This window comes from Sulfurihydrogenibium sp. YO3AOP1 (assembly GCF_000020325.1).
Classification (GTDB): Bacteria; Aquificota; Aquificia; order Aquificales; family Hydrogenothermaceae; genus Sulfurihydrogenibium.
This window is the reverse complement of the sequence record NC_010730.1, coordinates 884,753-909,078: the sequence shown is the minus strand read 5'-3', so window position 1 is coordinate 909,078 and position 24,326 is coordinate 884,753. Positions and strand designations below refer to the sequence as shown.

33 protein-coding genes and 1 pseudogene are annotated in these 24,326 nt (G+C 30.6%); 10 read left to right on the top strand and 24 right to left on the bottom strand.

All coding sequences use genetic code 11. The features are described from left to right. Positions 1–2 precede the first annotated feature (2 nt). From SYO3AOP1_RS04530 to rpoZ, 3 genes are all read left to right on the top strand, one after another. Positions 3–1,472: an NADH-quinone oxidoreductase subunit N gene (locus SYO3AOP1_RS04530; protein WP_012459577.1), complete on the top strand. Its 1,470-nt coding sequence runs from the start codon at positions 3–5 to the stop codon at positions 1,470–1,472. Beyond that, the gene (gmk, locus tag SYO3AOP1_RS04525; protein ID WP_012459576.1) at positions 1,469–2,086 is read left to right on the top strand and encodes a guanylate kinase; all 618 of its coding nucleotides are present in this window, start codon (positions 1,469–1,471) and stop codon (positions 2,084–2,086) included. Before SYO3AOP1_RS04530 ends, gmk begins: the two co-directional genes overlap by 4 nt. Positions 2,087–2,396: 310 nt before the next feature. After that, entirely contained in the window at positions 2,397–2,609 is a 213-nt protein-coding gene (rpoZ, locus tag SYO3AOP1_RS04520) for a DNA-directed RNA polymerase subunit omega (protein ID WP_012459575.1), read from the top strand. Here the strand turns inward: rpoZ and SYO3AOP1_RS04515 are convergent. From SYO3AOP1_RS04515 to SYO3AOP1_RS04485, 7 genes are all read right to left on the bottom strand, one after another. Next, positions 2,590–3,375 carry a sensor histidine kinase gene (locus SYO3AOP1_RS04515; protein ID WP_281340804.1) on the bottom strand — a complete coding sequence of 262 codons (786 nt, stop codon included), beginning with the start codon at positions 3,373–3,375 and terminating at the stop codon, positions 2,590–2,592. The genes rpoZ and SYO3AOP1_RS04515 overlap by 20 nt on opposite strands. Before the next feature lie 56 nt (positions 3,376–3,431). Continuing rightward, positions 3,432–4,076 carry a response regulator transcription factor gene (locus tag SYO3AOP1_RS04510; protein WP_012459573.1) on the bottom strand — a complete coding sequence of 215 codons (645 nt, stop codon included), beginning with the start codon at positions 4,074–4,076 and terminating at the stop codon, positions 3,432–3,434. Then, a complete protein-coding gene (locus tag SYO3AOP1_RS04505; protein ID WP_012459572.1) occupies positions 4,051–4,842 on the bottom strand; it encodes a restriction endonuclease in 792 nt (263 codons plus the stop codon). The genes SYO3AOP1_RS04510 and SYO3AOP1_RS04505 overlap by 26 nt, the downstream gene beginning before the upstream one ends. Then, positions 4,835–5,407 (bottom strand): macro domain-containing protein, encoded by a 573-nt coding sequence (locus SYO3AOP1_RS04500; RefSeq protein ID WP_012459571.1) that lies wholly within the window; start codon positions 5,405–5,407, stop codon positions 4,835–4,837. Before SYO3AOP1_RS04500 ends, SYO3AOP1_RS04505 begins: the two co-directional genes overlap by 8 nt. Before the next feature lie 17 nt (positions 5,408–5,424). After that, on the bottom strand, positions 5,425–6,117 hold the full coding sequence (locus SYO3AOP1_RS04495; RefSeq protein ID WP_281340803.1) for a bifunctional nuclease family protein: 693 nt from the start codon (positions 6,115–6,117) through the stop codon (positions 5,425–5,427). Positions 6,118–6,753: 636 nt separating this feature from the next. Continuing rightward, a complete protein-coding gene (locus SYO3AOP1_RS04490) occupies positions 6,754–7,032 on the bottom strand; it encodes an HU family DNA-binding protein (RefSeq protein WP_012459569.1) in 279 nt (92 codons plus the stop codon). An 81-nt stretch (positions 7,033–7,113) separates the two neighbouring features. Next, positions 7,114–7,683 (bottom strand): DUF429 domain-containing protein, encoded by a 570-nt coding sequence (locus tag SYO3AOP1_RS04485; RefSeq protein ID WP_012459568.1) that lies wholly within the window; start codon positions 7,681–7,683, stop codon positions 7,114–7,116. 75 nt (positions 7,684–7,758) lie between these two features. Here SYO3AOP1_RS04485 and SYO3AOP1_RS04480 point away from each other — a divergent pair, with 75 nt between their 5' ends. After that, positions 7,759–8,418, top strand: a complete 660-nt coding sequence (locus SYO3AOP1_RS04480; protein ID WP_012459567.1) for a CDGSH iron-sulfur domain-containing protein — start codon at positions 7,759–7,761, stop codon at positions 8,416–8,418. Between the two features lie 204 nt (positions 8,419–8,622). On the opposite strand, the gene fmt is transcribed toward SYO3AOP1_RS04480, so the two are convergent. The 10 genes from fmt to SYO3AOP1_RS04430 all read right to left on the bottom strand — a co-directional run bounded on the left by fmt (position 8,623) and on the right by SYO3AOP1_RS04430 (position 14,997). Then, positions 8,623–9,558, bottom strand: coding sequence for a methionyl-tRNA formyltransferase (gene fmt, locus SYO3AOP1_RS04475; protein WP_012459566.1), 936 nt, complete (start codon positions 9,556–9,558; stop codon positions 8,623–8,625). Continuing rightward, positions 9,530–10,570, bottom strand: a complete 1,041-nt coding sequence (gene obgE / locus SYO3AOP1_RS04470; protein WP_012459565.1) for a GTPase ObgE — start codon at positions 10,568–10,570, stop codon at positions 9,530–9,532. Before obgE ends, fmt begins: the two co-directional genes overlap by 29 nt. Then, the gene (locus tag SYO3AOP1_RS04465) at positions 10,551–10,808 is read right to left on the bottom strand and encodes a SemiSWEET transporter (RefSeq protein WP_012459564.1); all 258 of its coding nucleotides are present in this window, start codon (positions 10,806–10,808) and stop codon (positions 10,551–10,553) included. The genes obgE and SYO3AOP1_RS04465 overlap by 20 nt, the downstream gene beginning before the upstream one ends. 69 nt (positions 10,809–10,877) lie before the next feature. After that, a complete protein-coding gene (gene rpmB, locus SYO3AOP1_RS04460) occupies positions 10,878–11,069 on the bottom strand; it encodes a 50S ribosomal protein L28 (protein WP_012459563.1) in 192 nt (63 codons plus the stop codon). 336 nt (positions 11,070–11,405) lie between these two features. Continuing rightward, the gene (gene rbfA, locus SYO3AOP1_RS04455; protein WP_281340802.1) at positions 11,406–11,693 is read right to left on the bottom strand and encodes a 30S ribosome-binding factor RbfA; all 288 of its coding nucleotides are present in this window, start codon (positions 11,691–11,693) and stop codon (positions 11,406–11,408) included. A gap of 36 nt (positions 11,694–11,729) precedes the next feature. Beyond that, positions 11,730–12,011 (bottom strand): DUF503 domain-containing protein, encoded by a 282-nt coding sequence (locus SYO3AOP1_RS04450; protein ID WP_007546743.1) that lies wholly within the window; start codon positions 12,009–12,011, stop codon positions 11,730–11,732. Further along, on the bottom strand, positions 11,998–12,774 hold the full coding sequence (rsmA, locus tag SYO3AOP1_RS04445; RefSeq protein ID WP_012459560.1) for a 16S rRNA (adenine(1518)-N(6)/adenine(1519)-N(6))-dimethyltransferase RsmA: 777 nt from the start codon (positions 12,772–12,774) through the stop codon (positions 11,998–12,000). Before rsmA ends, SYO3AOP1_RS04450 begins: the two co-directional genes overlap by 14 nt. Beyond that, on the bottom strand, positions 12,761–13,660 hold the full coding sequence (gene galU / locus SYO3AOP1_RS04440; RefSeq protein ID WP_012459559.1) for a UTP--glucose-1-phosphate uridylyltransferase GalU: 900 nt from the start codon (positions 13,658–13,660) through the stop codon (positions 12,761–12,763). The genes rsmA and galU overlap by 14 nt, the downstream gene beginning before the upstream one ends. Next, positions 13,657–14,355, bottom strand: a complete 699-nt coding sequence (gene purC, locus SYO3AOP1_RS04435; protein ID WP_012459558.1) for a phosphoribosylaminoimidazolesuccinocarboxamide synthase — start codon at positions 14,353–14,355, stop codon at positions 13,657–13,659. Before purC ends, galU begins: the two co-directional genes overlap by 4 nt. Positions 14,356–14,364: 9 nt before the next feature. Then, positions 14,365–14,997 (bottom strand): tetratricopeptide repeat protein, encoded by a 633-nt coding sequence (locus SYO3AOP1_RS04430; protein ID WP_012459557.1) that lies wholly within the window; start codon positions 14,995–14,997, stop codon positions 14,365–14,367. Positions 14,998–15,081: 84 nt separating this feature from the next. On the opposite strand from SYO3AOP1_RS04430, the gene SYO3AOP1_RS09140 reads away from it, so the two are divergent. The 4 genes from SYO3AOP1_RS09140 (at position 15,082) to SYO3AOP1_RS09835 (ending at position 16,239) form a co-directional block, all read left to right on the top strand. Next, positions 15,082–15,297, top strand: a complete 216-nt coding sequence (locus tag SYO3AOP1_RS09140; protein ID WP_049751899.1) for a hypothetical protein — start codon at positions 15,082–15,084, stop codon at positions 15,295–15,297. 65 nt (positions 15,298–15,362) lie between these two features. Further along, the gene (locus SYO3AOP1_RS09615; protein ID WP_281340801.1) at positions 15,363–15,497 is read left to right on the top strand and encodes a hypothetical protein; all 135 of its coding nucleotides are present in this window, start codon (positions 15,363–15,365) and stop codon (positions 15,495–15,497) included. Positions 15,498–15,595: 98 nt separating this feature from the next. Continuing rightward, a complete protein-coding gene (locus SYO3AOP1_RS09135; RefSeq protein ID WP_049751898.1) occupies positions 15,596–15,898 on the top strand; it encodes a hypothetical protein in 303 nt (100 codons plus the stop codon). Beyond that, positions 15,871–16,239, top strand: a complete 369-nt coding sequence (locus SYO3AOP1_RS09835) for a hypothetical protein (protein ID WP_049751897.1) — start codon at positions 15,871–15,873, stop codon at positions 16,237–16,239. Before SYO3AOP1_RS09135 ends, SYO3AOP1_RS09835 begins: the two co-directional genes overlap by 28 nt. Positions 16,240–16,272: 33 nt before the next feature. Here SYO3AOP1_RS09835 and SYO3AOP1_RS04415 read toward each other — a convergent pair whose 3' ends face one another. The 3 genes from SYO3AOP1_RS04415 to SYO3AOP1_RS04405 are packed head-to-tail and all read right to left on the bottom strand — an operon-like array spanning position 16,273 to position 19,139. Continuing rightward, entirely contained in the window at positions 16,273–17,076 is an 804-nt protein-coding gene (locus SYO3AOP1_RS04415) for a thiazole synthase (RefSeq protein WP_012459556.1), read from the bottom strand. 22 nt (positions 17,077–17,098) lie between these two features. Continuing rightward, a complete protein-coding gene (locus tag SYO3AOP1_RS04410) occupies positions 17,099–18,493 on the bottom strand; it encodes an MBL fold metallo-hydrolase (protein ID WP_012459555.1) in 1,395 nt (464 codons plus the stop codon). A 10-nt stretch (positions 18,494–18,503) separates the two neighbouring features. Continuing rightward, positions 18,504–19,139: a sulfite exporter TauE/SafE family protein gene (locus tag SYO3AOP1_RS04405; protein ID WP_012459554.1), complete on the bottom strand. Its 636-nt coding sequence runs from the start codon at positions 19,137–19,139 to the stop codon at positions 18,504–18,506. Between the two features lie 310 nt (positions 19,140–19,449). Between SYO3AOP1_RS04405 and SYO3AOP1_RS04400 the strand changes: the two genes are divergently transcribed. After that, positions 19,450–22,161: a glutamine-synthetase adenylyltransferase gene (locus SYO3AOP1_RS04400; RefSeq protein WP_012459553.1), complete on the top strand. Its 2,712-nt coding sequence runs from the start codon at positions 19,450–19,452 to the stop codon at positions 22,159–22,161. A gap of 505 nt (positions 22,162–22,666) precedes the next feature. Then, positions 22,667–23,035: pseudogene (locus SYO3AOP1_RS04395) on the top strand (IS110 family transposase); the annotation flags it as partial. Between the two features lie 9 nt (positions 23,036–23,044). On the opposite strand, the gene SYO3AOP1_RS09605 reads toward SYO3AOP1_RS04395, so the two are convergent. The 4 genes from SYO3AOP1_RS09605 to SYO3AOP1_RS09590 are packed head-to-tail and all read right to left on the bottom strand — an operon-like array spanning position 23,045 to position 24,281. Continuing rightward, positions 23,045–23,239 carry a hypothetical protein gene (locus tag SYO3AOP1_RS09605; protein ID WP_281340799.1) on the bottom strand — a complete coding sequence of 65 codons (195 nt, stop codon included), beginning with the start codon at positions 23,237–23,239 and terminating at the stop codon, positions 23,045–23,047. 13 nt (positions 23,240–23,252) lie between these two features. Continuing rightward, on the bottom strand, positions 23,253–23,834 hold the full coding sequence (locus tag SYO3AOP1_RS09600; protein ID WP_281340798.1) for a transposase: 582 nt from the start codon (positions 23,832–23,834) through the stop codon (positions 23,253–23,255). Continuing rightward, on the bottom strand, positions 23,821–24,162 hold the full coding sequence (locus tag SYO3AOP1_RS09595; protein WP_281340818.1) for a transposase: 342 nt from the start codon (positions 24,160–24,162) through the stop codon (positions 23,821–23,823). Before SYO3AOP1_RS09595 ends, SYO3AOP1_RS09600 begins: the two co-directional genes overlap by 14 nt. Continuing rightward, a complete protein-coding gene (locus tag SYO3AOP1_RS09590; protein ID WP_041674545.1) occupies positions 24,069–24,281 on the bottom strand; it encodes a hypothetical protein in 213 nt (70 codons plus the stop codon). The genes SYO3AOP1_RS09595 and SYO3AOP1_RS09590 overlap by 94 nt, the downstream gene beginning before the upstream one ends. Positions 24,282–24,326 lie beyond the last annotated feature (45 nt).

The following is a 24,326-nucleotide window of genomic DNA, read 5'->3' as shown; positions in this document are numbered from 1 at the left end:
AAATGACTATCGTTCAGCAAATCGTGTCAGGTTTTGGAGTTCCAAATTTTAATGTTTTACTTCCCGAAATGATTGTTTTAGCAACTGCTATATTAGTTTTTGTTTTAGAATTATTTACAAAAAATAGAAACATTCTTCTTATAACTTCAGTATTAGGTCTTTCCTTAGCAACTTTATCTACGCTGACCATTACAGAAGGCGCAGTCACTCTTTATGGATTATATATTGTAGACAGTTTTTCATTAGTATTTAAATTTTTCTTACTGATTTCAACCATTTTGATTGTCATCAACCTACAATCTTATGTCGATAGTAAGAAAACATCTTACGGTGAATACTATTACCTAATTCTATTTTCACTACTTGGAATAATGATAATGGTTTCTTCTCCAAACCTTGTAAGCTTCTATATTGGTTTAGAGTTAATGTCTGTCTCTATATACATTTTAGTTGGTCTTTGGAGGAAGGATTATAAATCTAAGGAAGGTGCATTCAAATATTTAATCATTGGTGGTGCAGGTACTGCTGTAATTAGTTATGCAATTGCACTTTTATATGGAAAAACCGGAAGTTTTGATTTTGCAAGAATATTTAATGAAGTTCAGGATAAAGCTGATATAGGTTTAACAGCTGGTTTAGTACTTTTAATTTTAGGTCTTGCATTAAAAGCATCTGCTGTACCACTTCATTTCTGGACGCCTGACGCTTACGAAGCTGCACCAACGCCAATTACTGCATTTCTTGCAAGTATTTCAAAAGTTGCAACGTATGCATTAATTTTAAGAGTTATGGTGGAAGCTTTTCCGCTTGTTAACAGTATATGGTCTTATGCATGGGCAATTTTAGCTGCAGCTTCAATGATCGTTGGAAATATCATCGCTTTAAGACAGAAAAATGTTAAAAGAATGCTTGCATATTCTTCCATTGCACATACGGGGTACATCTTAGCTGCCTTAGCTTCCCCAAATGGAATGGGCTTTACAGCTTTAATATTTTATTCTTTAGTGTATATGTTCATGGCAATTGGTGGATTTATATTCTTGTCAGCTTTTGAAAAAGACAGCAGATGGACTAATGACATTGATAATTTTAAAGGTCTTGCAAAAAAACATCCAATAATGGCGTTATTCATGCTTATTTATATGTTTTCTATGCTTGGAATTCCACCAACAGTTGGTTTTATGGGTAAATTTGGTGTATTTATGGCTTTAATATCATCAAATGTTTGGTGGCTTGCGGTAGTTCTTGTTATTACAAGCGTAATATCAGCTGGATATTACTTAAGAGTTGTTGCTTATATGTATATGTATGAACCTGTAATAGAAGGGAGATTTAATTTAACGGTTTCTGAGAAGTTCACTGTTGGATTTCTCGCAATAGTTGTTCTAATGCTTGGAATTTATCCAACAGTATTTTGGGAAATTTCTAATATATTAACATCAATACTTGTTATGAATGTGGGAGTTAGATGATAAAAGGTGAGCTTTTTATAATCTCATCTCCTGCTGGGGCCGGAAAAACCACTTTAACAAATCTTTTGCTTGAAGAAAATGAAAAATTAAAGAGAGTTATTACTTATACAACAAGGAAAAAAAGAAAAAATGAAATAGATGGTGTTGATTATGTATTTGTTGCTAAAGAAGTTTTTGAATTAATGATCAAAGAGAATGCTTTTTTAGAGTATGCAATTGTTCATGGAAATTATTACGGCACACCAAAAAAAGAGACGTTTGAACTTCTAAACCAAGGTTATGATGTAATTTTAGTGATAGATGTTCAAGGAATGAAACAGATAAAATCAGTTATTCCTGAAGCCATTACAATATTTATCCTTCCTCCATCTTTAAAAGAGCTTGAAAGTAGAATGAGAATAAGAGGAGAAGGTGAAGAAGAAATACAAAAAAGATTAGAAACAGCCAAAAGAGAAATTCCTCACTGGAAAGAGTATGACTACATAATAATTAATGAGAACTTACTTGAATCTAAAGAAAATTTGAGCCATATCATTAAATCTCAAAGATTTAAAAGACAACGATTTGATTTGTCTTTAATAAAGGATGATGAGTTAAGGTCTCTTATGTTATAGTTATTTAATATATAAAGTTAGAAATGATAATGTTCCAAAAATTTTTTAAAATTTGATATACTAAAATTTTGCATTTGTGATAAGAATACGATTTTTGCGTTTCTTGTCATTCAATAACCGTGCGAAGAATATCCGCTTTAATTCATACTCTCCTATTCTGTCACTCTGAGTGAAGCGAAGAATCTCCTTTTGCTCCTATTCCTTTCAAATAACAATAAAAGAGGAGATCCTTCGGACTAAAGTCCTAAGGATGACAAAGAAGAGGTTAATTATGGTATAATATATTTTCTATAATGACAGGAGGTATAAAATGAACAGAAGACCTTTAATAGAAGAAGCATTAAAAAAAGTAAAAAGCAGATATGAGTTAGTTCATGCAGCATCTAAGCTTGCAATAGAATTGTATGAAACAGGTCTTGAAACATACATCACTGAGGAAGGAATTCCACTTAAAAAAACCGTTATTGCAATAGATAAAATAGCTAAAGGAGAAGCTTCTATAGTTAAAAAGCAAGACAAATAGTAAAATATTTCCCTTTCACTCTTTTTATAACTTTTAAGTTATTTAATTTTGATAGTCCTTCAACTATAAGTAAGCCTAATCCACTTCCACTTTCTATTTCATTTTTAATGTCGTTTTTGATTATTAAATTTGTTTTGTAAATCTTTATGTATACCTTATTTTCTGAATATTTAAAAGCATTTTCTAATATTATTTGAATAATAGCCTCTATGTCAGATTTATTCTTAAAACTTTTCAAAGGTTTTAATCTTACGAAAACTTTATTCTCAAAAGGCTTAAATTCTTCAAGGAGCTTTAAAACTAATTCGTCAACTCTAAATTTTTCTTCTTCTTTTCTTTCAAATTGAATTTTTTTGAGTGTGCTTAAAAGAGTTTTTAGGTCTTCATTTAAAGAAATTAAAGATTTTTCTAATCTATCGACAGCTTGATTATTACAGTTTGATTTTATTAATTCTAAATTTATGTTAAGACTTGAAATCTTATTTCCAAGCTTATGACTGATGGATAAAATCATAAGTTGTAGAAACTGTTTATATCTTTCTTCTTTTTTTAAGTATATAGATGTCAAATAATAAATTAAAATTATAGAACCAAAAACTAAAAAAGTTTCCCAAAGTATTACCATCTTACTATATTCACTTTTATAAGATTTTAGGTTATCTTGAAATACTACAGGGAGCTGATTTTGCTGTTTCAATATATTTTGGAGCTGCTGGTATTTTTCTATTAAGTCATTAATATAGTAAAGATTAATAAAATTGATCATAGAAAGGCTTATTATAAAAATAAGAGATATGAGAATAAATATTTTCGTTTCAAGCTTCAATTTAATTTATATCCTCTTCCTTTAAATGTCTCAATGCTTCCATCAGGAAGAATCTTTCTAAGTTCTTTTATGTAAGCTCTTATTACTTCATCTCCTACAGCTTTATCATGCCAAACGTAGTTTAAAATGTTTTCATTGCTTACAACTTTTCCTCTATTTTTTATAAGATAATACAGCAAAGTCCATGCTGTTTTGGTTAGTTTTACTTCTTTTCCATCTTTTAAAACAATTTGATTTTCTAAATCTATCTCAACATCCCCTATTTTTATTTTTTCTGGAAGGTGAGCTCTTTTGCTTAAAGCTTTTATTCTAAGTAAAAACTCCTTTGGGTCGAAAGGTTTTATTATGTAATCATCAGCACCTAAGTTAAAACATGTTTCTTTATCTTTAATAGAGTTTTTGGCTGTCATTATTAAAATTGGAGTTTTTACATTTTTATTTCTAAGATTTCTTAGTATATCCTCACCTTTTGAATACCTGAGTATCAAATCAAGAACGATTACATCAAATTCTGAAAGGCTTAAAGCTTCTTCTAATTTTCTTTCATTGCTAATCCATAAACATTCTATACCGTTATTTTCAAGATAATCTTTAAGACTTTCTCCAAGTAGTAAATCATCCTCTATTATAAGTACTCTCATTTTTCTTTTCCAACGCTTTTATTAATTGTTCTTCTACCTCTGAAAGCCAATGTTCTCTTCTTATAACTTCATCAAAAGCTTCTTTATGTAATATTTCGTAATTATGAAAACTTCCCTTTAATTCTTCGTATCTATAAAAGAAATTTAAAGAAGGAATAAATCTTACAATCTGGTCAATCTCAAAGAAGTTAATATCATTTTCTATTAAAAATTTTTTTATATTATCATCTAAATAACCATTTGTTATTATCAAAAGCTTGCCGCATTCATATTTTTCTTTGCCTTGAAGTAAATCTTCTACATATTTTTCATTTAACTTTTTTATTTCTGTATGATCTAAAAAATCAACCGCTATATATTCTGTTTTGTTGTTATCTTCATACTTTATAATTAAGTCAAGGTTATGGTCTTTATAAAAAGGTAAATCTATTGTAATAAACCCAAGCATTTGGAAAGCTGTGGTTAAATAATATTCGAATTCTGAGCCTTTCATGGTTTTTAGATATTTGATTTGAGATTCTGTCCATGGGTATTCATGATATTTGTTTTTTAAATTTTCTATCTCTTTTTTGACTTCTTCCATTTTATCTATAAGTTCTTGAGATCTTTTGATAAAGTTTTTTTTCTCTTCTAAAAATTTCTCTTTATAGGATTCAAGTTTTGGAATTAATAATTTTTCTTCTTTGTGTTTTTCTTCTCTATATCTATAATAAGCATACAGCATCACTATTAAAGCGATTACAGATATAAGAATAAAATCAATCATTGATATTTGCATTAAGGATTTCCTCAAGAGATGTTTTATAAACCTGATAAATTTCTGGAGTAAATAGGACAAAAGCGACTAAATCTAATTTATTTGGGTTTTGTTTTAAAAAATCTATCACCGCTTTGAGTGCTATTTTTGATGCTACTTTTACATCACAGCGGTATGCTCCAGTGCTAATGGACGGGAAAGATATAGATTTTATATTCTTTTCTAAAGCTAATTTAAGACTATTTTGATAAGCATTTTTTAGGATTTGTTTTTGATGCTTTGTCAAAGGACCATTACATATAGGACCTACTGTATGAATAACATACTTGGCTTTTAAATTTCCGCCTGTTGTTATTACTGCTTCTCCGGGAGGAAGACCATCTGGGTATAGGGTTTTCCTAATTTTAATACATTCTTGAAGTATTTGAGGACCACCTTTTGAATGGATGGCACCATCTACACCGGCACCACCCATACAGGTAGAATTAGCTGCATTGACTATACTTTCTGTTTCACTTTCTGTTATATCACCTATTGTTAAAATAAGCTTCGTACTTCCAATTTTGACTTCCACATAATATATTTTATCATTTACTTAGTTAAAAAATCCTCAGGTTTTATGTTTTCAAGCATTTCTCTAAACTTTTCTAAATCTTCATCTTTTATACTAATTTCTTCTGTTTTTTCTAAATCTAATTTTGGAGTTTCTGTCTGTCTTTCAAGGTCTTCGACTGTTTGTATTTCTTCATCTTTTTCTTGAGATTTCAATTCCTCTACATTTAGTTTTTTGACAACCTGTTCATTTAGATAAATTGGACTATTAAATCTTAAAGCTAAATTAATTGCATCGCTTGGTCTTGAATCTATGATTATTTCTCTATCTCCTTGTTGAATTACTATGTTTGCAATGTATGCGTTATTTACCATATCAATAATTCTTACTTCCTTTACTTTTCCATCAATAGCCTCTATGACGTTTTTAAATAAATCATAAGTCAAAGGTCTGGGTGGAATAAACCCACTTTGGTTTACAACTATACCCTCTGCCTCAGCTATTCCTATCCATATTGGATATACATCATTTTGATTTTCCTCATTAGCTAAAAGTACTATTGGACTTCCTGTCAATGAATCTATCGCTATTGATTTTACGATAACCTTTACCATATCTATCACCTCTATTATAAAACTATCTGTCATTAATATACTAAAATTTTGAATTTTTGCAAGTGGAGATAGGCGAGACTGTTCCAAAATTTTTGTAAGTTTGTCTTTCCTTGTCATCTTGAGGGCTTTAGTCCGAAGGATCTCCTATTAATTTTTTGATTTGAAAAAACAGGAGATTCTTCGTCGGCTTCAGAATGACAGTGTGGATTTTTAGAACACTCTCGTGGAGATAGGTTGATATTTTTAACATAACATGTTAAGAAAAGTTGAAAAATCCATGTTAAGAATAAGTGGTGATTTTAGACCAAATTAACCGATATTTACTTAAATCAATGTCTTCTTGATTAAGAATAATAAAGATTCAAGACTTAAAATGGTAAAAGGATTTTTGAGATTTTTTCAAAATTTAGTTGTTCTATGATAATCCACGTTACTATTTTTAATCAAATGTAAGTCCTAATCCACTTACGTCAGTCATATGTTTCAACCAAAAGACTTACATATTAGCCTTACTTGTCTGTTATATTATGAAAGACAAATAAGTTTGCCCATATATAAAAAAACTTAGTCCAATACTCCTTTACTTATCTTAAGTCTAAGAAAGTGGCAACTTGCTTTATAATATAAAAGCTTTAATTATGTTATAAAATAATTAAATTTTTTAGTTTAAAAGATAATTTTTGTGTTTTTCTTTAAAATAAACAAAGGGTTGAGATTAATTAGATATCCCAACCCTTTTCTGCAAAATTGGCATTACTTTTTATTCAGTCCTTCTTTCAAAGACTTAGCTGCTGTAAATGCAACTACTTTTCTTGCCGGAATTGTAATTTCTTTTCCAGTTCTTGGATTTCTTCCTTTTCTTGCTTTTCTTTGTTTAACATTAAAAACCCCCAGACCTGGAATAGCTACTCTTTCACCTTTTGAGAGAGCACCAACTACTGCTTCAATAGCAGCATTAACAGCTCTTTCAGCAGCTGCCTTTGTAATTCCAGCTTTTTCAGCTGTTTTTGAGATTAATTCAGACTTTGTCATATCTATCCCTCCTTGTGAAGTATTTACATATGTAATAATACATAATAATTATATTTTTGTCAATAACTTTTTAACTTCAAATTACTTTTTTCTTGGCAAGATGATAGACCCATCTATGCCTTCTAAAATTAAACTTTCCTCTTTTTCATGCATCAAGCCAGTTAACAAACAAGCTATTGCATCAAGTTCATCTTGGATAAATTCTTTATCTTCAAGTTCAAATCCTAAGTCTTTGTAAAATTTTATGATTTCTTCTTTATCTTTACGACTTAATTTCATAATATCATAAAATCCGCCAGGAAAAACTTCAAAAACTTTTTTGTTTTGTTCTTCGAGTATTGCTTTTAGTTTCATTGCTCTTTTTGTCAGTTTTCTCATAGGTCCAAGTGTAAGTGGGAAAAATTTTATTTTAAGTTCTCTAAGCTTTATATCACATTCTCTAAAATGTATACCATTGTTTACTTCTAATGAATCTCTTCCCTTCGGTAATGAAAGGGGGGCATCTATAAAAATTTTAGAAAAGTTTTTAGCTATTTTTAGAATTTCTTCATCATTGTATACGACTTTAGTTAATATTCTATTATTTTCAAAATAAGCTATACCTGTTGGTCTTTTTTCAGACCCTGCTAAATCAATACCGAGTATATTCATGATTTCCTCTAATTTGCAAATTTCTTTTTCTTCATAATATTTATTATATCTATTCCTTTTGTGAGGTTTTTTAAAATGAAGATAAAAATTGTTCCTAATGGTCCTTACTTAGTATCCGGAAATATTCCTTTGTATAAAGAAACTAATGAAAAGTATAAGATGTCTATTCCCTTGAAATGGATAAAGGTTAAGAAGTATGAAACTAAAGAGAATTATGCCCTATGCAGGTGTGGATTATCTAAGAATAAACCTTTTTGTGATGGTTCACATAGAAATGACTTTAAAGATGACAAATTAATAACTAAAGAGGATTTAGATAATCTTGAAGCTGTTAAATATGAAGGTCTAGAATATGATTTATTGGATATTAAACCTCTATGTTCTTCTGCTAGGTTTTGTTTAAGAGATGGTGGAATTTGGAAGTTATTGAATAAAGAAGGTAAGGAAGAGATAATTAAAGAGATAGCATTTAATTGTCCATCAGGGAGGTTGGTTATTTTTGATAAAAATGGTAATGAAATAGAGCCTGATTTTGAGCCCGAAATTAGTATTTTGGAAGATACTGTAATAGGTTTAAGTGGTCCTATTTGGGTTAAAGGTGGAGTACCTATAGAATATGAAGAAAATAAGTTTTATAAGATTAGAAATAGAGTAACTCTTTGTAGATGTGGATTGTCTAAAAACAAACCATTTTGCGATGGCACGCATGTTAAAGCTAAGTTTAAAGATGAATAAAAGCTATATGATAAAGTGAGTACGTGTTTGATGAGAAATTCCAAAAAAGTATAAGATTATTCGCTGTAGCTTCAGAATGTTCTATGGAGAATGTCAAGTATAAAAATTTTCATCAAATGGTATGTTGAATATTTTAAATCATAAGAAAAAAGTTTTATAAGAGTTTAGACATAAAAATAGCCATTTTACCAATCACTTTTAAATTTACTCAAATCTTTCTCCGGCTTTTATCTTATATCCTCTGATTGCGTCTTGGGTTGTTATTGGCTTTGAGTTTGGAAATTGTATTATTTTTAATAAAAGACATCCATCACCTGTTTTTACCACTATTCCCTCTTTCTCATCAGCTTTTATTATTTCTCCCGGTAAAGCGTTTAAATTACATTCAACAATTTTTGCGTCTAAGATTTTGACTTCTTCATCTCTAAATTTAGCATAGGCTTTTGGCCATACTTTTAAAGCTCTGATTTGATTAAAGATTTCTTTTGCTGACCTGCTAAAATCTATTTTTCCTTCTGATTTTTCTATCGGTTTTGCGTAGGTTGCCTTTTCATGGTCTTGTGGTTTTTTATCTATTTCTCCTTTTTCTATTTTATCTAACACTTTAATAAGTAATCTTGCTCCTTCTTCTGCCAATTTATCATGAAGGCTTATAATATCATCATCTTCTGTAATTTCAACTTCTCTGCATGCGTAAACATCCCCCGCATCAAGTTCTTTTATTATCTCCATTATACAAACACCTGTTTTATCTTTACCTTCCATTATTGCTCTTTGAATTGGTGCTGCTCCTCTGTATTCTGGCAAAAGTGATGCATGAACGTTTATTGTTTTATACTTTGGTATGTTTATTATCTCTTCTGGTAAAATCTTTCCATAAGCAACGACTACTGAAATATCTGGATTTAGTTTTTTAATCGTTTCTAAAATTTCTTGGTTGTTTTTTATTTTTTCCGGTTGGAATACTGGTATGTTATGTTTTAAGGCTTCCTCTTTTACCGGTGTTGGCTGGATTTTTTGTCCTCTTCCTCTCGGTTTATCAGGCTGAGTAATAACTCCAACGACTTGATGATTGGATTCTATTAACGCTTTTAAACTTTTAACTGCAAAATCAGGCGTTCCCCAAAATAACACTTTCATTGACTTCCTCTTTCTTCATTTTATCTCTTGTTTCTCTAATCAAATTAATAAGCTTATCTATATTTTCTCTTGTAATCAAAGATACTGCAACAAAAGGATAACCTCTTTCAGAAAAATACTTTTCAAGATTATCTAATAAGCTTTTATCAGATAAAGCATCTATTTTATTTGCAACTACTATTTGAGGTTTTTTTATCAAGTCAGGAGAATATTTTTCAAGCTCTTTGTTAATTATGTTAAAAGCATCAATAGGGTCCCTTTCTCTAAAATCTGACACATCTATTAGATGAATTAGAAATTTTGTTCTTTCAATGTGTCTTAAAAACTCATGACCTAAGCCAAGTCCTTCTGAAGCACCTTCTATGAGTCCTGGAATATCTGCCAAAACTATATAGTCATTAACATCAAGCTGTAAAACTCCAAGAACGGGTGTAAGAGTTGTAAATGGATAATCTGCTATTTTTGGTCTTGCTTTGGATAGAATAGATATTAAAGTTGATTTTCCTGCGTTAGGAAATCCAATAATCCCAACATCTGCCAAAAGCTTAAGCTCGAGTTCTATCCATCTTTCTTCACCGAGCTCTCCTTTTTCCGCAACCATTGGTGCTTGGTTTGTTGGAGACTTAAACGCTGCATTTCCTCTTCCACCTTTTCCACCTTTCGCAACCACAACAGATTGACCTTTCTTTACTAAATCAGCTATAATCTCTCCCGTCTCTGCATCTTTTACAACAGTTCCGATAGGTACTTTTAAGATTAAGTCTTCTCCGTCTTTACCTTTTTTATTTCCACCTTGACCGTGCTGACCTCTTTCTGCTTTATAGTGTCTCTTATACTTAAAATCCATCAATGTTTGAAGACTGCTATCTGCAATTAAAATTATATCTCCACCTTTTCCACCATCACCACCAGCCGGTCCACCAAAAGGAACATACTTCTCCCTTAAAAATGCAACACAGCCATTACCACCATCACCTGCTTTTACATAAATTTTAGCTTTGTCTATAAACATACTTTATCACACCTATTATTGTTAAACTTATTATTGAAATTCCATTTGCTAAAATTAATGGAAGATTATTTATTCTTAGCCCATAAATAAACCATAAAAATATGCCAATCCACATAAAAATCAACCATATCCAAGAGAAATCTTTGGCTGATTTGGTTTTGACTGCTTTGTAAGTTTGAGGAAGATATGCAGAAGTTGTAAGAATTGCTGCTATTAAGCCTAAGGTTTGATTATCCATTACGATAACAACAGACAAGGGATTAGGAGTTTAACTGTAAAGAAATTTCTCCCAATCCCAAATGTGAAATCATACTGCTTTTTTAACTTTTCCAGCTTTTAAACACTTAGCACATACATAAATTCTTTTTGTAGAACCATCTTCAAGAACTACTCTAACTCTTCTAAGGTTAGGCTTCCAAGTTCTTCTTTCTGTTGTAGCTGAGTGTGCTACAGTATTTCCAAAAACAGTTTTTTTACCACATATTTGACAAACAGCCATCTTATAATCCTCCTTACAAAAATTAGAAAGAATATTATATCATAATATTGATATTGTATAACGTCGTGTATAAGTCATATCCGGTGTGGGAAAGTAGACTCTTTAATTTATTGCTTTCCGGTAAAAGCTCCTAAACAGTATCATTCTATAGCCGTGCGAAGAAACTTTACTTATTTACTGTCGGGCAATTCATGAATTGCCTCTACTCCTTTTATTGCCTTCTTTAATATAGGAGATCCTTCGGCTTTACGGCCTCAAAATGACAAAAGTAATAATGTATCATTCCAAAGCCGAAAGAAGAAATCTCGATAATTGTTTTTGAAATCTATTATACATTTACAAAGATATATTTAATTCAAAAATATCTTTTTTAAACAATAGCTTCGGTGTTTTCTTGATTCTAATTCTTTTACCAAGAACGTATCTTATGTGTCCACTTTGTTTATTTAAAACTTCTAAAATTTCTTCCTCATCTTTTAAAGCAGAAATAAAAACTTGAGCTTCGCTTAAGTCTGCTGTAGTGTCTACAAAATTCACTGTTATAAAATTATCCTTTGGCAATGCTATCTCTTCAGATATAATTTCAGATAGCTCTTTTTTTAACATAGAATTTACTTTTTCCATTCTGTGTGACTTTTCTCTCATTTTAAACTCACCTTTTTAAATTATTTCTTTATGTATATTTATATGCAAATGTGGGAAGTTTGCATCTATAAAACCAACGATAGAACCTAAAACCTTTTCTAACTGAAGTTTATCAGGTGCTACAGTTACAACAGCAATCACTGCAGATTGCCATAAATCTTGTTTATCTACTTCAGAAACAGCAACATTAAATTTACTTCTTAGCTTTTCTTTTATAGACCTTACAACCATTCTTTTTTCTTTGAGATTTGATGAGTCAGGTATATGAATTTCTAAAACTAAACTACCTATCATCATTTTCTACTACCCCAAAGATTCTTATAAAATCTTCCACCGATAGCTCTTCTGCTCTTAAATTTGGGCTAATTCCTGCTTTATTCAACATTTCTTCTTCAATTTTAGACTTTATCATCTTTCTTCTATTTTGGAACAGATGAGATATAAAATTTTTATATTTTTTTACATTATTAATTGCTATGTTTTGTTTAGGTGTGAGTTTTACTACTGCAGATGTTACTTTTGGCGGCGGGTTAAAAAACCTTGCCGGGACACTCATTACATATTTTATATCAAAAAATGTCTGAATAAATACAGATAAAAATGTATAATCTTTTGTCTTTGGTTTTGCTATCAACTTTTCTGCCACTTCTTTTTGAATCATAAAAACACAAAATTCTAAAATATCAAGCTTAAACGCGCAGTCAATAATCATTAAAGATGCAACATTATATGGCAGATTTCCTACAAGCTTTATTTTTTCTTCATCAGAAATCAATTCATAAAGATTCACATCAAAAAAATCCGATTTTATAAGCTTAAAATTTGAATATATACTAAACTTTTCTTCTAAAACCGGATGAACTGACGTGTCAATTTCTATGGCGTACAAAATCTTTGGATTTCTTAATAAAATTTCTTCAGTTAAAGCACCTGTGCCTGGTCCTATCTCAACGATAATGTCTTCCTTAGAAATATTTATCTCATCTACAATTTTTTCTATAACATTTTTTGAAATTAAAAAATGCTGTCCTAAACGTTTTTTTGGTTTAATTTTGTTCAACTGAATCCTTTTCCATCTCCTTATATTTTTCTTTTATCATTTTAAAGACTTCATCTTTCAAATCTTGTCTATCAAGTGCAAAATCTATGATTGCTTCTATATATCCAAGCTTATTGCCTGTGTCGTGCCTAATTCCTTCTATATCTTTTGCATAAATTACTTCTTTCTCTCTAAGCTTTGATAATCCATCTGTTAATTGAATTTCTCCACCTCTTCCTATTGGTGTTTCTCTTAATGCATCAAATACGTTCGGTGTTAGGACATATCTTCCTATTATTGCGGTAGTTGATGGTGCTTCTTCTACCGATGGTTTTTCAATCAATGATTCAATAATCTTTATTCCATTTATGACTTCTTTTCCCGCTACTATCCCATACTTACTAACATCTTCTTTTGGTACTTCCATCGTGCCTATTACTGATTTTCCAAACTGATAGTAAATATCTATAAGCTGTTTTATTCCTGGCTTTTCATCGTTTTTAATAATCTCATCTCCAAGTAAAACCGCAAATGGTTCATTGCCGACTAAATTTGCTGCAGTTAATACTGCATGCCCCAGTCCAAGCTGCTGTTTTTGTCTGATAAATACAAATTCTGCCATATTACTTATTTGTCTAAGCATTTCAATTTCTTTTTCTTTTCCACTTTTATTTAAAACCTGTTCTAACTCTGGATAGTAATCAAAGTAATCTTCTATTGCTCTTTTATGTCTTCCTGTAACAAAAATTATAGTTTCTATTCCAGAGTTTACAGCTTCTTCTACAATGTAATGAATAATTGGCTTGTCTATTAATGGCATCATTTCTTTTGGTGTGGATTTTGTAGCTGGTAAAAATCTTGTTCCAAAGCCTGCAACTGGTATTACAGCTTTTCTGACTTTTTTCATTTTTCTATCCTTTCTAGAACTTCTTGATAAAATTTAGCCAAATCTCCTAAATTAAGTCTAAATCTATCTTTGTCCATTCTTTCACCGGTTTTTGCATCCCAAAATCTGCATGTATCCGGAGATATCTCATCTGCTACAACGATTGTTCCATCATATAACTTTCCAAACTCTAACTTAAAATCAACCAGAATAATGTCATGCTTTATAAGAAAATCTCTTAATATTTGATTAACTTTTAATGCCATTTCTTTGATAGTTTTAACGTCTTCTTCTGTTGCAAGTTTCATAACTAAAACATGTTCATAGCATATGATTGGGTCTCCAAGTGCATCGTTTTTATAGTAAAACTCTATCAACGGTGGATTAAATTCTGTCTTTTCCGGAATTCCAAGCCTTTTAACAATGCTTCCCGTTGCTAAGTTTCTGACTACCACTTCTATCGGAATGATTTTTGTTTTGTATGCAAGCATTTCTCTGTCTGAAATCTGTTTTATAAAATGCGTCTTAACTCCTGCTTGATTTAAAAGCGTAAAAAAGATTGATGATATTTTATTATTTAAAATCCCTTTTCCTTCAATTACATCTTTCTTTTGAGCGTTAAAAGCTGTTGCTTCATCTTTAAAGTAGATGATAACATGATTTGGACTTTCAGATTGATATACTATCTTTGCTTTTCCTTCATATAATTTTTCCATGACAAACTCCTATAAATTTTCTTTTGCTAATAAAGAAAAGTATCTATAATTTTGATTATTTTTTATAGTTTCAAAGATTTTTTGAGCTTCTTGGAAATTACCTTCTTTCTTTAAAATTAAAGCGTAAAGAGTTTGTGCTGATATGTAGTTATACTTTTTTGAATCTATGGATTTTAATATTTCTTTTGCTTCTTTAGAATTACCTTCTTTATTTTTTAGGTATGCAAGATATTCATTAACACCTGATGATAGATCGGTTTTAAGTTCATTCTTTAACTTTTCTGCAGGTTCTTTATTTTCTTTATTTTCTTCTTTGTTTATCAATATTTCGTAAGCAAGAGCTACTTTATAAAACTCTGTATTTCCATACTGTTTTTTAAAGTTTTCAAGCTCTTTCCTTGCATCTTCTAATTTGTTTTCAGACAATAAGTCTGTAATTTTTGATAGATATAAAGATGCTTTTTCTCTGTTTTGTTTGTCTACCTGATTTTTGTAATATAAACCACCACTTATTATAATTAATAGTAGGAGAAATGCTAAAACAAATTTAAAATGTTTTTTTAGAAAATCATAGATTCTATAAACTTTGTACTCAAATTCTAAATCTACATCTTTTTCTATTGGTAGTTTTTCTTTTTCCATAGACTTCCTTCTATGTGATTTTTGCTGTATATTCTATCATAGTGCAGAGACTATTCTAAAAATTTTTTGCTATAATATCATATCATGTACACCACACTTAAATTTAAACTTATAACAGAAAAGAAAGAAGATTTAGAAGCTCTAAAGGACTTAATGAGACTTCAATCGTCTGCTGTCAGATCTGCATATAACAGACTAAAAGAAAACTATTCAAATAAAGATATCTACCATTTAATCAGAAAGACATCTCCAAACCTACCATCAAGATATATAACGCATGCAATTATTAAAGCATCTTAATCAGCCAAGAATATGATGCCATCTTTGGTGGTAAAGATATCTTTGAAAAACTATGTAAAAATCACTTGCAAGGTAAACAAAAAGAAACACTAAAAAATCAATGGAGAGAAAACAGACAGTTTAATCTTGTTAGCATTGGAACGGGAAATAATATAGAAAAAGGCAATCTACTTTTAAGATTCGTAGATATAAATGGATAATTATATCTAAGAGTTAACGTTAAACCTTATAAATGGATATACTTAAAAGTAAAAAGACAAGTTAATAACAAAAAGATAAATGGATAGATTTTATCTCTATGCTTGTTAATGCTTGGCAGTATGAAGAATACTTTCCTTATACAGTTGAGATAAAAATAATAGATAATCAGATTTACGGCTATGTATCCTTTGAACTGCCAACACCAAATATAACAATCACAAAATCAAACGGAGCAATAGGAATAGACACAAATGTGAGTCGGCTTCATTTAGCAATTGCAGAAGTATTAAATGATGGAAACCTGATAAGCTACCTAAAAATAAATCTACATGATTTTCTATTTTACGACAAAAACAGAAAAGAATATGAAGAATGGATATTAGGACACAAGAGCTTATAAATGGTAAAGTGTATATAAATGTTATTGAAGGATTTTGGGGTTATGTAAAGGAGAGGTTGCTAAAATTTCATGGTGTAAGTAAGGATAATTTTATCTACTATCTAAAAGAGCATGAATTTAGGAATAATTTTAAGGATAATATTGATGATAGCTTATGTAAATGTTTAGGTGGAATAAATAGAGGAATTACAATAATTTTAATCTTACAAGTAGATGGAGAAAAGTTAAAACTTTTATCGCTTATCTATATGCATATACTATTGGTTATAACTTTTTTAGAAAAAATAAACTATGGAGATAATTTCTCGCCCAAGGTATTATTTTTGATACATAAAATATGATCCCTCGGCTTTTTCAGCCTCGGGATGGAAACTTTAATTTCTTCCTATAACACCTTCCATTGGAGAAGATGCTGAAGCATACATTTTCTTTGGAATTCTTCCTGCTAAATATGCAAGTCTTCCTGCTATTACTGCGTGCTTCATTGCAACAGCCATTTTGATAGGGTCCTTAGCCTGAGCGATGGCTGTATTCATTAAAACTCCATCAACTCCAAGCTCCATAACTATTGCAGCATCTGATGCAGTTCCAATTCCAGCATCAACGATTACAGGTATTTTAACCGCTTCTTTGATAAAAAGAATGTTATAAGGATTTTGAAGTCCAAGTCCTGAGCCTATTGGAGCTGCTAGTGGCATAACCGCTGCACATCCTATATCTTCAAATCTTTTGGCCATTACAGGGTCGTCTGTTATGTATGGTAAAACTGTAAAACCTTCTTTAACAAGGATTTCTGCCGCTTTAAGTGTTTCTATCATATCCGGATATAAAGTTTTTTGGTCTCCGATAACTTCAAGTTTTACAAATCCATGTCCCAGAGCTTCTCTTGCAAGTTTAGCTGTTAAAATAGCCTCCTCTGCTGTATAACATCCAGCAGTGTTTGGAAGAATCATTATTTTTGATGTATCTATGTAGTTTAAAAGGTTGTCTTGGTTTGGGTCTGTAATGTTTACTCTTCTAACTGCTACCGTTATCATTTCTGCACCGGATGCTTCCGTTGCTTCCTTTGTCTGCTGAAAATCTTTGTACTTTCCAGAGCCTACTATAAGTCTTGATTTAAACTCTTTTCCGCCAATTACAAGCTTGTCATTCTCTAAAAACTTTTCTAAATCAAACATACTTTACCTCCAAAAAATTTGTTTAAACAATATAAACATTTTCATGTCTTTTTACAATATGAGTTGGCAGGTTTAATGTTTCTTTTATCTTTTCTTTGAAAATTTCTTGAATTTTTGGTTCACCGTGAATAAGAAAGACAGTCTCAACACCTTTTGTTTGCTTGATAAAATCTAATAAATTTTCTTGGTCAGCATGGGCAGAAAATCCATTTATAGTATAAATTTTAGCTTTAACTGCTATTTCTTCACCATAAATCTTAACATATTTAGCTCCATCTATTATCTGTCTTCCAAGAGTTCCTTCTGCTTGGTAGCCAACAAAAATCACTGAAGAGTTTTCTCTCCAAAGATTGTGTTTTAAATGATGTTTAATTCTTCCGCCGGTACACATTCCACTTCCAGCCAATATGATTGCACCAGATTCTATCTCATTTATCTTTCTTGATTCCTCAACAGATTCTGTAAAATAAACCCATGGAAAAACAAAAGGATTTTTATTTTGTTTTAAAAGTTTTAAGACTTCACCATTTAACTGGTTTGGAAATTGTAAAAATAGCTTTGTTGCAGCTATTGTAAGTGGGCTATCTAAAAAGATTTTACAAGGCGGAAGTTCACCATTATCATACATCGTTCGTAAGATAAATAAAATCTCTTGGGCTCTTTCTAGTGCAAATGTTGGAATTACTACATTCCCACCATCTTTGAAACTTTCTATAATAGCTGTTTTAAACTCGTTTATAGTTTCGGGAAGTGGTCTATGTTTTCTATCTCCATAAGTTGATTCAATAAAGATAAAGTCTGCATCTTGGGGATAATTTATCTCTCTTATAACCAATTTATTATTTGTTCCTAAGTCTCCAGAAAAGATTACTTTTTTACTTCTTCCTTCATCGTTAACCAAAAGTTCAACGTAAGCAGAGCCAAGAATATGTCCAGCATTTCTAAATGTGATAGTTACATCCTTAGACAGTTTGTATGACTCATCATATTCTAAGAATATTTTGAAATGTTCCATTGCTTGGAATACATCGTCTTCATCATATAAAACCGGCTTTACTTCTTCAGGCTTTCCTCTTCTTAAAGCTTTTTTATAGTTAACTTTATACTCTTCAGACATTACTTTAACAGCATCAAGAAGCATAATTCTTGCTAAAGCATAAGTTGCCCGGGTTGAGATAATTTTGCCTTTAAATCCTTGTTTTACTAATAAGGGTACTCTTCCTATATGGTCAATATGTGCATGGGTTAAGATTAGATAATCAATCTTTGCAGGATTAAAACCAAATGGTTCATAATTTTTATCCTCATCTATACCTTGAAACATTCCACAATCTATTAAAAAATTTAGATGTCCAACATTAACAAGATGACAAGAGCCAGTAACACCTTCTACACCGCCAAAAGATTTTACTATCATTTTTTCCTCCTTAATGATGATAACCTATTCCAAAACCTCTTAGAATTGTAAGTATGCCAAAAATAATAACAATAATTCCGGCAATTTTAACTAAACTTTTTCTTGAAGTTGGAGAAATCATATTTATGATTTTTGAAGAAAAAAGCATAGCCGGAACTGTTCCAATTCCAAAAAATAACATCGTCAGCATTCCATCCAACGGATTTTTATCTAAAACAGCCTTCATTAAAAATGCATACACTAATGGGCATGGCAAAAAGCCGTTAAACATTCCAAGAATAAACGGAGATTGTCTAAAATTTGATAACAAATCAGAGATTGCCTCAAACACAACATCTAAAAACGGTACGCCTTTTTCTTTAATATTGCCTGTAATTTGAAGACCAAAAAGAATCATCAAAACCCCAACAAAGATAGAAAGACCTTTTTGAATAAGCTGAAACTCAAATTTATGAAAATACATACCAAGCATTCCAGCCAAAAAGCCAAGAAAGGAGTAAGTAAAAATTCTTCCCATATTGTAAAGAATGTTTCCAATCCAGAAGTTTTTATAAGAGATGATAGAAGGAATAGCACCACACATTCCAATACAGTGATAGGAACCTAAAAAACCTGCTAAGGTTATCATTAAATACTCTAAAATCATTAAAAAACCTGCTTTTAAGATATGTTAAAATTAGTTTAACACAAAGATGCCAATGATGGATATCAATCATGAATAACTTAGAACATATAAGGAAATCCTTTGGATAAAATCCTCAGTATGAAAAATAAAATGGAAAAGTGAAAGAGTAGGGGCGATTCATGAATCGCCCCTACAGAAGAGGATGAGAAGTTAATGTTAAAATATTGTCATTCTGCAGCCGGCGAAGAATCTCTTATTTTTACCCAAAGTATTAGAGAATTTTTATAATAGTATTAAGATTTTGATAAACAGATAAAAAGGAGCAACCACCATGTCAAACCTATTTAAATTTGAAACACTTAAAAAAGATTTTTTAATTAGTCTAAATCCAAGCCAGTATAAACTTTTAGAAAATCTTTCTTTCTACTCTTCATGCATCACAGATTTTATATTCAGACATCCAGAAGAGCTGTTTTATGTGTATGAAAGTCTTGATAAACCATTACTTGGAAGAGAAAATCTAATTAAAGAAGCATTAGAGCTTTTAAACATAGAAAAGGAAGATGAATTCATTACAAAATTAACATTTTTTAAAATGAAACACTTTGCCAGAATAGTAGCAAAAGATATATATAAAAAACATCATCTTATCCAACTTACAGAAGAATACTCATATTTAGCCGATGCCTGCTTTGAAGTCGCATATCAAAAAGCCTATTCAAAATACTTACAAAGATTTGGAACGCCAATAGATGAGCTTACAGGCAAACCAGCAAGTGGAAGTGTTATAGCTCTTGGAAAGCATGGAGGAACGGATTTAAACTACTACTCAGACGTTGATGTGATGTACATCTGTTCAGGAGAAGGAACTACCGAAAAAGGCATTTCAAACAGAGAATTTTTTACAAAAGTATTTACAGATACAACGCTTTACTTAACAAAAAGAAACGCTGAAACAGTGGCTTGGAATGTAGATTTAGATCTAAGACCAGAGGGAAGAAAAGGTTTATTAACCTACAGCATTCCATTTTTAGAAAATTATTATTGGTCTGTTGGCAGGACTTGGGAAAGACATATGCTTATAAAAGCAAGACACGCAGCAGGTGATGAAAACACTACTAAAGAGTTTTTAGCCATCATCACTCCTTTTGTTTACAGGAAAAGTTTAAGCAAAGAAATTATAGATGACATACTAAATATGAAAAAAATGATAGAGAAACATTCTAAGCCAAAAAATCCGGATGAGATAGATGTTAAAAAATCAGAAGGTGGAATTAGAGAGATAGAGTTTATAGTTCAAGTATTTCAACTACTTCATGGTGGTCATGACCCAAGCCTTAGAGAAAGAGAAACAGTAAGAGCTTTAAGAAAGATTGTTGAAAAAGGATTGCTGTCAGAAGAAAAAGGTAAATTCTTAGAAGATGCTTACGTATTTTTAAGAAATTTAGAGCATGTAATACAGCTAAAAAACTGCGTTCAAACACAAATTTTAAATCTAAAAAATGCATCAGAATATGCTAAAAAACTTGGCTTTGATTCAGAAGAAAAATTTTTAGAAAAGCTTGAATATGTTAGAAAAAATGTTAAAAGAATATTTGAAAGTCTTGGGGGAGAAGAAAAAAAAGAACTTACTTCTATACAAGCCTACATCATTACAAAAGAAAATGAAGAAATTGTATCAGAATATCTAAAATCTCTCGGTTTTAAGGACCCAAAATGGGCGCTGAACTTGATTACTTCAATCTTTGAAGACGAAGAGTATCTTCTCTTATCGGAAAAGTATAAAAATCTTTTAATAGACTTCTTGCCAAAATTAGAAGAATATCTTAAAGAAAGTAAAGCAAAAGAAAGCTTGCTTGTAAATCTGAATAAATTTTTTACAGAAGGGAAGATTTACAGACTTTTTACAACAGCTTTAGAAAGCAAATCAAAGCTTGTTGATTTTATCATTGAAGTTGTAAAAACAACAGACTATGCAACAAACCTTATGATAAAAGATAAAGAACTTATAGAATTAGCATTTATCACGTCAAGACCTTTATCCAGCAAAGAAGATTTTGAAAAAGAGCTTGAAATTATAAAGATTGAAGATAAAGTTGAAAGCCTTAAGAAATTAAAGAAAATTAGCGAAGTATTAGCAACCTTGGAATACCTTCATAAAATAAAAACCCATAGCCCGATAGCAAGACTAAAGAAGCTTAACAATACAATCACAAACCTTGCTGATTTTATTCTTGAAAGTTTATACAAGATTAACGAAGGAAGTAAATTCGCAATTTATGGACTTGGAAAGCTTGGCAGTAGAGAGATGAACATCGGCTCAGACATTGACTTAGTTTTTGTTTTCAAAGACGAAGAAAGTAAATTTTCATTAAGTAAAGTTCCACAAAAGATAATAAAAGATTTGACTACATACACAAAAGAAGGACAGCTTTATCAATTAGATTTAAGATTAAGACCCTACGGAAAAGCAGGAGAGCTTTCACCATCTCTTGATTTTTATAAGAAATACTTCCAAAACGAAGCAAGACCTTGGGAATTCTTAGCATGGACAAAAGCAAGATTTATTACAGGAGATGAATCTGTTAAACAAAAGTTTGAAGAGATTATAAAAGAAGAAATCTTCAGCAGAGAAATAAAAAAAGACATAAAAATAGACCTATTAGAGATGAGATTAAAATTAGAAGGATTGACAAAAGAAACAGAAAGTGAAATGGACATAAAACTTGGAAAAGGCGGCATCACAGATATAGAGTTTATGGTTCAGCTGTACTATCTTGAGACAAAGCAAAGAAAAACAAGCATTTTAGAAGGACTTCTTGATTTAAATCCTGACATAGTTGATTATTATGTATTTTTAAGAGAAGTAGAGACAAGGTTAAGATTGGTAAAAGGTAGCAGTAGTTCAAAAATCTCTAAGTCTGACTTGCAAACAGAGAGAATAGTTGACACGTTCAACATGAGCTTTGAAGAGTTTTTTAAAGAAGTGAAAAATGCAAAAGATATTATAAGAAAAGAGTTTTATAAGTATTTTAGAAAGTGAGATGTAAAACAGTGAAATACCATACCTTGTAGAAAGGGGTGTTTCCTGCTTGTATAAGTCATACCAGCCACTTATGCGCTGTATGGGTAATTCATGAATTGCCTCTACTTAGTTTCTTACCTTTTTAAAAGAGGAGATCCTTCGGACTAAAGTCTTCAGGATGACAGACAAGATAATAATCCATCATTCTAAAACCGTGCGAAGAATCCCCGCTTCCATAATCTTCCATAATATTCCGTCATCGTATATTAAATATACCAAAAATTTTTAAACTATAAGAGAATAAGATTTTATAATAATTATAGACATGGGAGAAAAAAGGAAGGACAGATCAAGTGTTTGTCATTGGTCTTTTAAGACCGCTGTAGAATGTTTTAGACTGTCCTTCCTCTACTTCCTAAAACCTGAATCAGAACATTAGGCTTTTAAGCCTGTATTTAACTACGATGATAGGTTATCAGGAAGTTTCTTTCATGTCAAGTATTTTATGAAAGGAGGTATTCTTATGAATGGCTACAAAATAGTCATAGGAATTGATGTATCTAAAAACTCATTCACTGCTACAGTTTTATATGATAACAAGAAAGAAAATTTTGAAGTTAAATCAGACCCAGTTGAGTTTGAAATGAAAATAAAGCCTTACCTTAAGAAGTTTAAAAAGTCATATATGCTTATCATAATGGAACATGCGGGAGTAAAAACAGATAAAGCTGATTCATTCTTTATTGCAGAATATGGAAGAACGTTTTTCGATGGAGAGCTTTATAAACCAAAATCAGATGTAGAAAAAGAAATAGAAGTAAAACTAAAGATATTGGAAGACCTACAACAGCAGCTTACAATGCTAAGAAACAAAAGAGAATCGTTAACCTATGGAGACTTATCAATAATTTTGTGTCTGGATTGAAAACTTTTTATTAAACAATTGCAAAATTTCATAAGAAGATCCTTTAAAAGCAGGTATAGGTTTTTTCCATTTTCCATTCTTTAAATTATCTCTCTGTATAAGCAGATTTATCTCAAGAATGTCTACAGATTGAAAATATCCACCTAAATTTATTCTTACCTTCTCTATCATGCTATTAACACTTTCAACTGGATTTGTTGTGTATATGTGTTTTCTTAGATTTTCTGGATATTTTTAAAAAACATAAGTATCTCTCTTTGTTAGATTGAATATGTTTTATAAAGCTTGGATATTTAGATTTAAATCTACTACATAAATCATCTAATTTTTCTAATCCATCTTCATAATCTAAGCTGTTTTCTTTTATGTTTTTTAATTCTTTGTTAAATACTTGTGAATCTTCTTTATCCATCTGATTTCTAACGTTTCTTTGTAAATGGACTAAACATAGCTGATGGTCTGTATAAGGAAACAGTGTTTCTATGGCTTTTGATATTCCAGGAAAATCATCACTTACTATAAGCATTATCCTTTTTAGTCCTCTATCTATTAAATCATTGAATACTTTTATCCAGTCTGCTTTGTTTTCACTACTGAAAAATGTGTAAAATCCAAATATATCTTTATTTCCTTGTAAATCTATTCCAAGAACTACATAGACAGAAGCTTTTCTGATTTTGTTTTTCTCTTTTATATCACAGTGGTATGCATCTATATACAGTACAAATGCATCCGATGGAAGCTCTCTTGTTTTAAAGCCACTCAAGTCTTTCTATAAGCTGTTTTTTGATTGCATCCATATGTTGTTTTGAGTAGTTTAAGCCCAAGCTTTTTAATGTAGAATCTATCTTGCTTTCTGAGTATCCATTGGATACCAAACTCATAAGAAGGTCTATATAATCTTCATCAACTCTTTTGTAAGGGTCAGGTAATATTTGTGGTCTAAATTTACCCTTTCTATCTCTTGGAACATTTATGTTAAGCTTGAAAGAACCAGTATTTAGGCTTCTTTCATAATACCCGTTTGCTTTGTTATCATCGTCATTTTCAAGAAGAAATTTCTTTCTTGGTTCATAATCAGTTCCACAACAGATTCTAAAAGTTTTCTTATACCTATCTTTTCTTGAGTTGTTATACCGTTTGGGAAAAGTTCTTTTACTAATTCTTCGGTAGATCTGTCTAATATTTTTTCAAAGTATTCTTTCTTATCCATTACTATTCCTCCTTATAATTTTATTTAGACACAACATTATTTTAA

Excerpts from the sequence above, each read along its gene's own strand:
- SYO3AOP1_RS04530 (WP_012459577.1), top strand. The coding sequence starts at position 3 with ATGACTATCGTTCAGCAAATCGTGTCAGGTTTTGGAGTTCCAAATTTT.
- gmk (WP_012459576.1), top strand. The coding sequence starts at position 1,469 with ATGATAAAAGGTGAGCTTTTTATAATCTCATCTCCTGCTGGGGCCGGA.
- rpoZ (WP_012459575.1), top strand. The coding sequence starts at position 2,397 with ATGAACAGAAGACCTTTAATAGAAGAAGCATTAAAAAAAGTAAAAAGC.
- SYO3AOP1_RS04515 (WP_281340804.1), bottom strand. The coding sequence starts at position 3,375 with ATGATCAATTTTATTAATCTTTACTATATTAATGACTTAATAGAAAAA.
- SYO3AOP1_RS04510 (WP_012459573.1), bottom strand. The coding sequence starts at position 4,076 with ATGAGAGTACTTATAATAGAGGATGATTTACTACTTGGAGAAAGTCTT.
- SYO3AOP1_RS04505 (WP_012459572.1), bottom strand. The coding sequence starts at position 4,842 with ATGATTGATTTTATTCTTATATCTGTAATCGCTTTAATAGTGATGCTG.
- SYO3AOP1_RS04495 (WP_281340803.1), bottom strand. The coding sequence starts at position 6,117 with ATGACAAGGAAAGACAAACTTACAAAAATTTTGGAACAGTCTCGCCTA.
- SYO3AOP1_RS04490 (WP_012459569.1), bottom strand. The coding sequence starts at position 7,032 with ATGACAAAGTCTGAATTAATCTCAAAAACAGCTGAAAAAGCTGGAATT.
- SYO3AOP1_RS04485 (WP_012459568.1), bottom strand. The coding sequence starts at position 7,683 with ATGAATATACTCGGTATTGATTTAGCAGGGTCTGAAAAAAGACCAACA.
- SYO3AOP1_RS04480 (WP_012459567.1), top strand. The coding sequence starts at position 7,759 with ATGAAGATAAAAATTGTTCCTAATGGTCCTTACTTAGTATCCGGAAAT.
- fmt (WP_012459566.1), bottom strand. The coding sequence starts at position 9,558 with ATGAAAGTGTTATTTTGGGGAACGCCTGATTTTGCAGTTAAAAGTTTA.
- obgE (WP_012459565.1), bottom strand. The coding sequence starts at position 10,570 with ATGTTTATAGACAAAGCTAAAATTTATGTAAAAGCAGGTGATGGTGGT.
- SYO3AOP1_RS04465 (WP_012459564.1), bottom strand. The coding sequence starts at position 10,808 with ATGGATAATCAAACCTTAGGCTTAATAGCAGCAATTCTTACAACTTCT.
- rpmB (WP_012459563.1), bottom strand. The coding sequence starts at position 11,069 with ATGGCTGTTTGTCAAATATGTGGTAAAAAAACTGTTTTTGGAAATACT.
- rbfA (WP_281340802.1), bottom strand. The coding sequence starts at position 11,693 with ATGGAAAAAGTAAATTCTATGTTAAAAAAAGAGCTATCTGAAATTATA.
- SYO3AOP1_RS04450 (WP_007546743.1), bottom strand. The coding sequence starts at position 12,011 with ATGATGATAGGTAGTTTAGTTTTAGAAATTCATATACCTGACTCATCA.
- galU (WP_012459559.1), bottom strand. The coding sequence starts at position 13,660 with ATGAAAAAAGTCAGAAAAGCTGTAATACCAGTTGCAGGCTTTGGAACA.
- purC (WP_012459558.1), bottom strand. The coding sequence starts at position 14,355 with ATGGAAAAATTATATGAAGGAAAAGCAAAGATAGTATATCAATCTGAA.
- SYO3AOP1_RS04430 (WP_012459557.1), bottom strand. The coding sequence starts at position 14,997 with ATGGAAAAAGAAAAACTACCAATAGAAAAAGATGTAGATTTAGAATTT.
- SYO3AOP1_RS09140 (WP_049751899.1), top strand. The coding sequence starts at position 15,082 with ATGTACACCACACTTAAATTTAAACTTATAACAGAAAAGAAAGAAGAT.
- SYO3AOP1_RS09135 (WP_049751898.1), top strand. The coding sequence starts at position 15,596 with ATGCTTGTTAATGCTTGGCAGTATGAAGAATACTTTCCTTATACAGTT.
- SYO3AOP1_RS09835 (WP_049751897.1), top strand. The coding sequence starts at position 15,871 with ATGGATATTAGGACACAAGAGCTTATAAATGGTAAAGTGTATATAAAT.
- SYO3AOP1_RS04415 (WP_012459556.1), bottom strand. The coding sequence starts at position 17,076 with ATGTTTGATTTAGAAAAGTTTTTAGAGAATGACAAGCTTGTAATTGGC.
- SYO3AOP1_RS04410 (WP_012459555.1), bottom strand. The coding sequence starts at position 18,493 with ATGATAGTAAAATCTTTTGGCGGTGTAGAAGGTGTTACTGGCTCTTGT.
- SYO3AOP1_RS04405 (WP_012459554.1), bottom strand. The coding sequence starts at position 19,139 with ATGATTTTAGAGTATTTAATGATAACCTTAGCAGGTTTTTTAGGTTCC.
- SYO3AOP1_RS04400 (WP_012459553.1), top strand. The coding sequence starts at position 19,450 with ATGTCAAACCTATTTAAATTTGAAACACTTAAAAAAGATTTTTTAATT.
- SYO3AOP1_RS09605 (WP_281340799.1), bottom strand. The coding sequence starts at position 23,239 with ATGATAGAGAAGGTAAGAATAAATTTAGGTGGATATTTTCAATCTGTA.
- SYO3AOP1_RS09590 (WP_041674545.1), bottom strand. The coding sequence starts at position 24,281 with ATGGATAAGAAAGAATACTTTGAAAAAATATTAGACAGATCTACCGAA.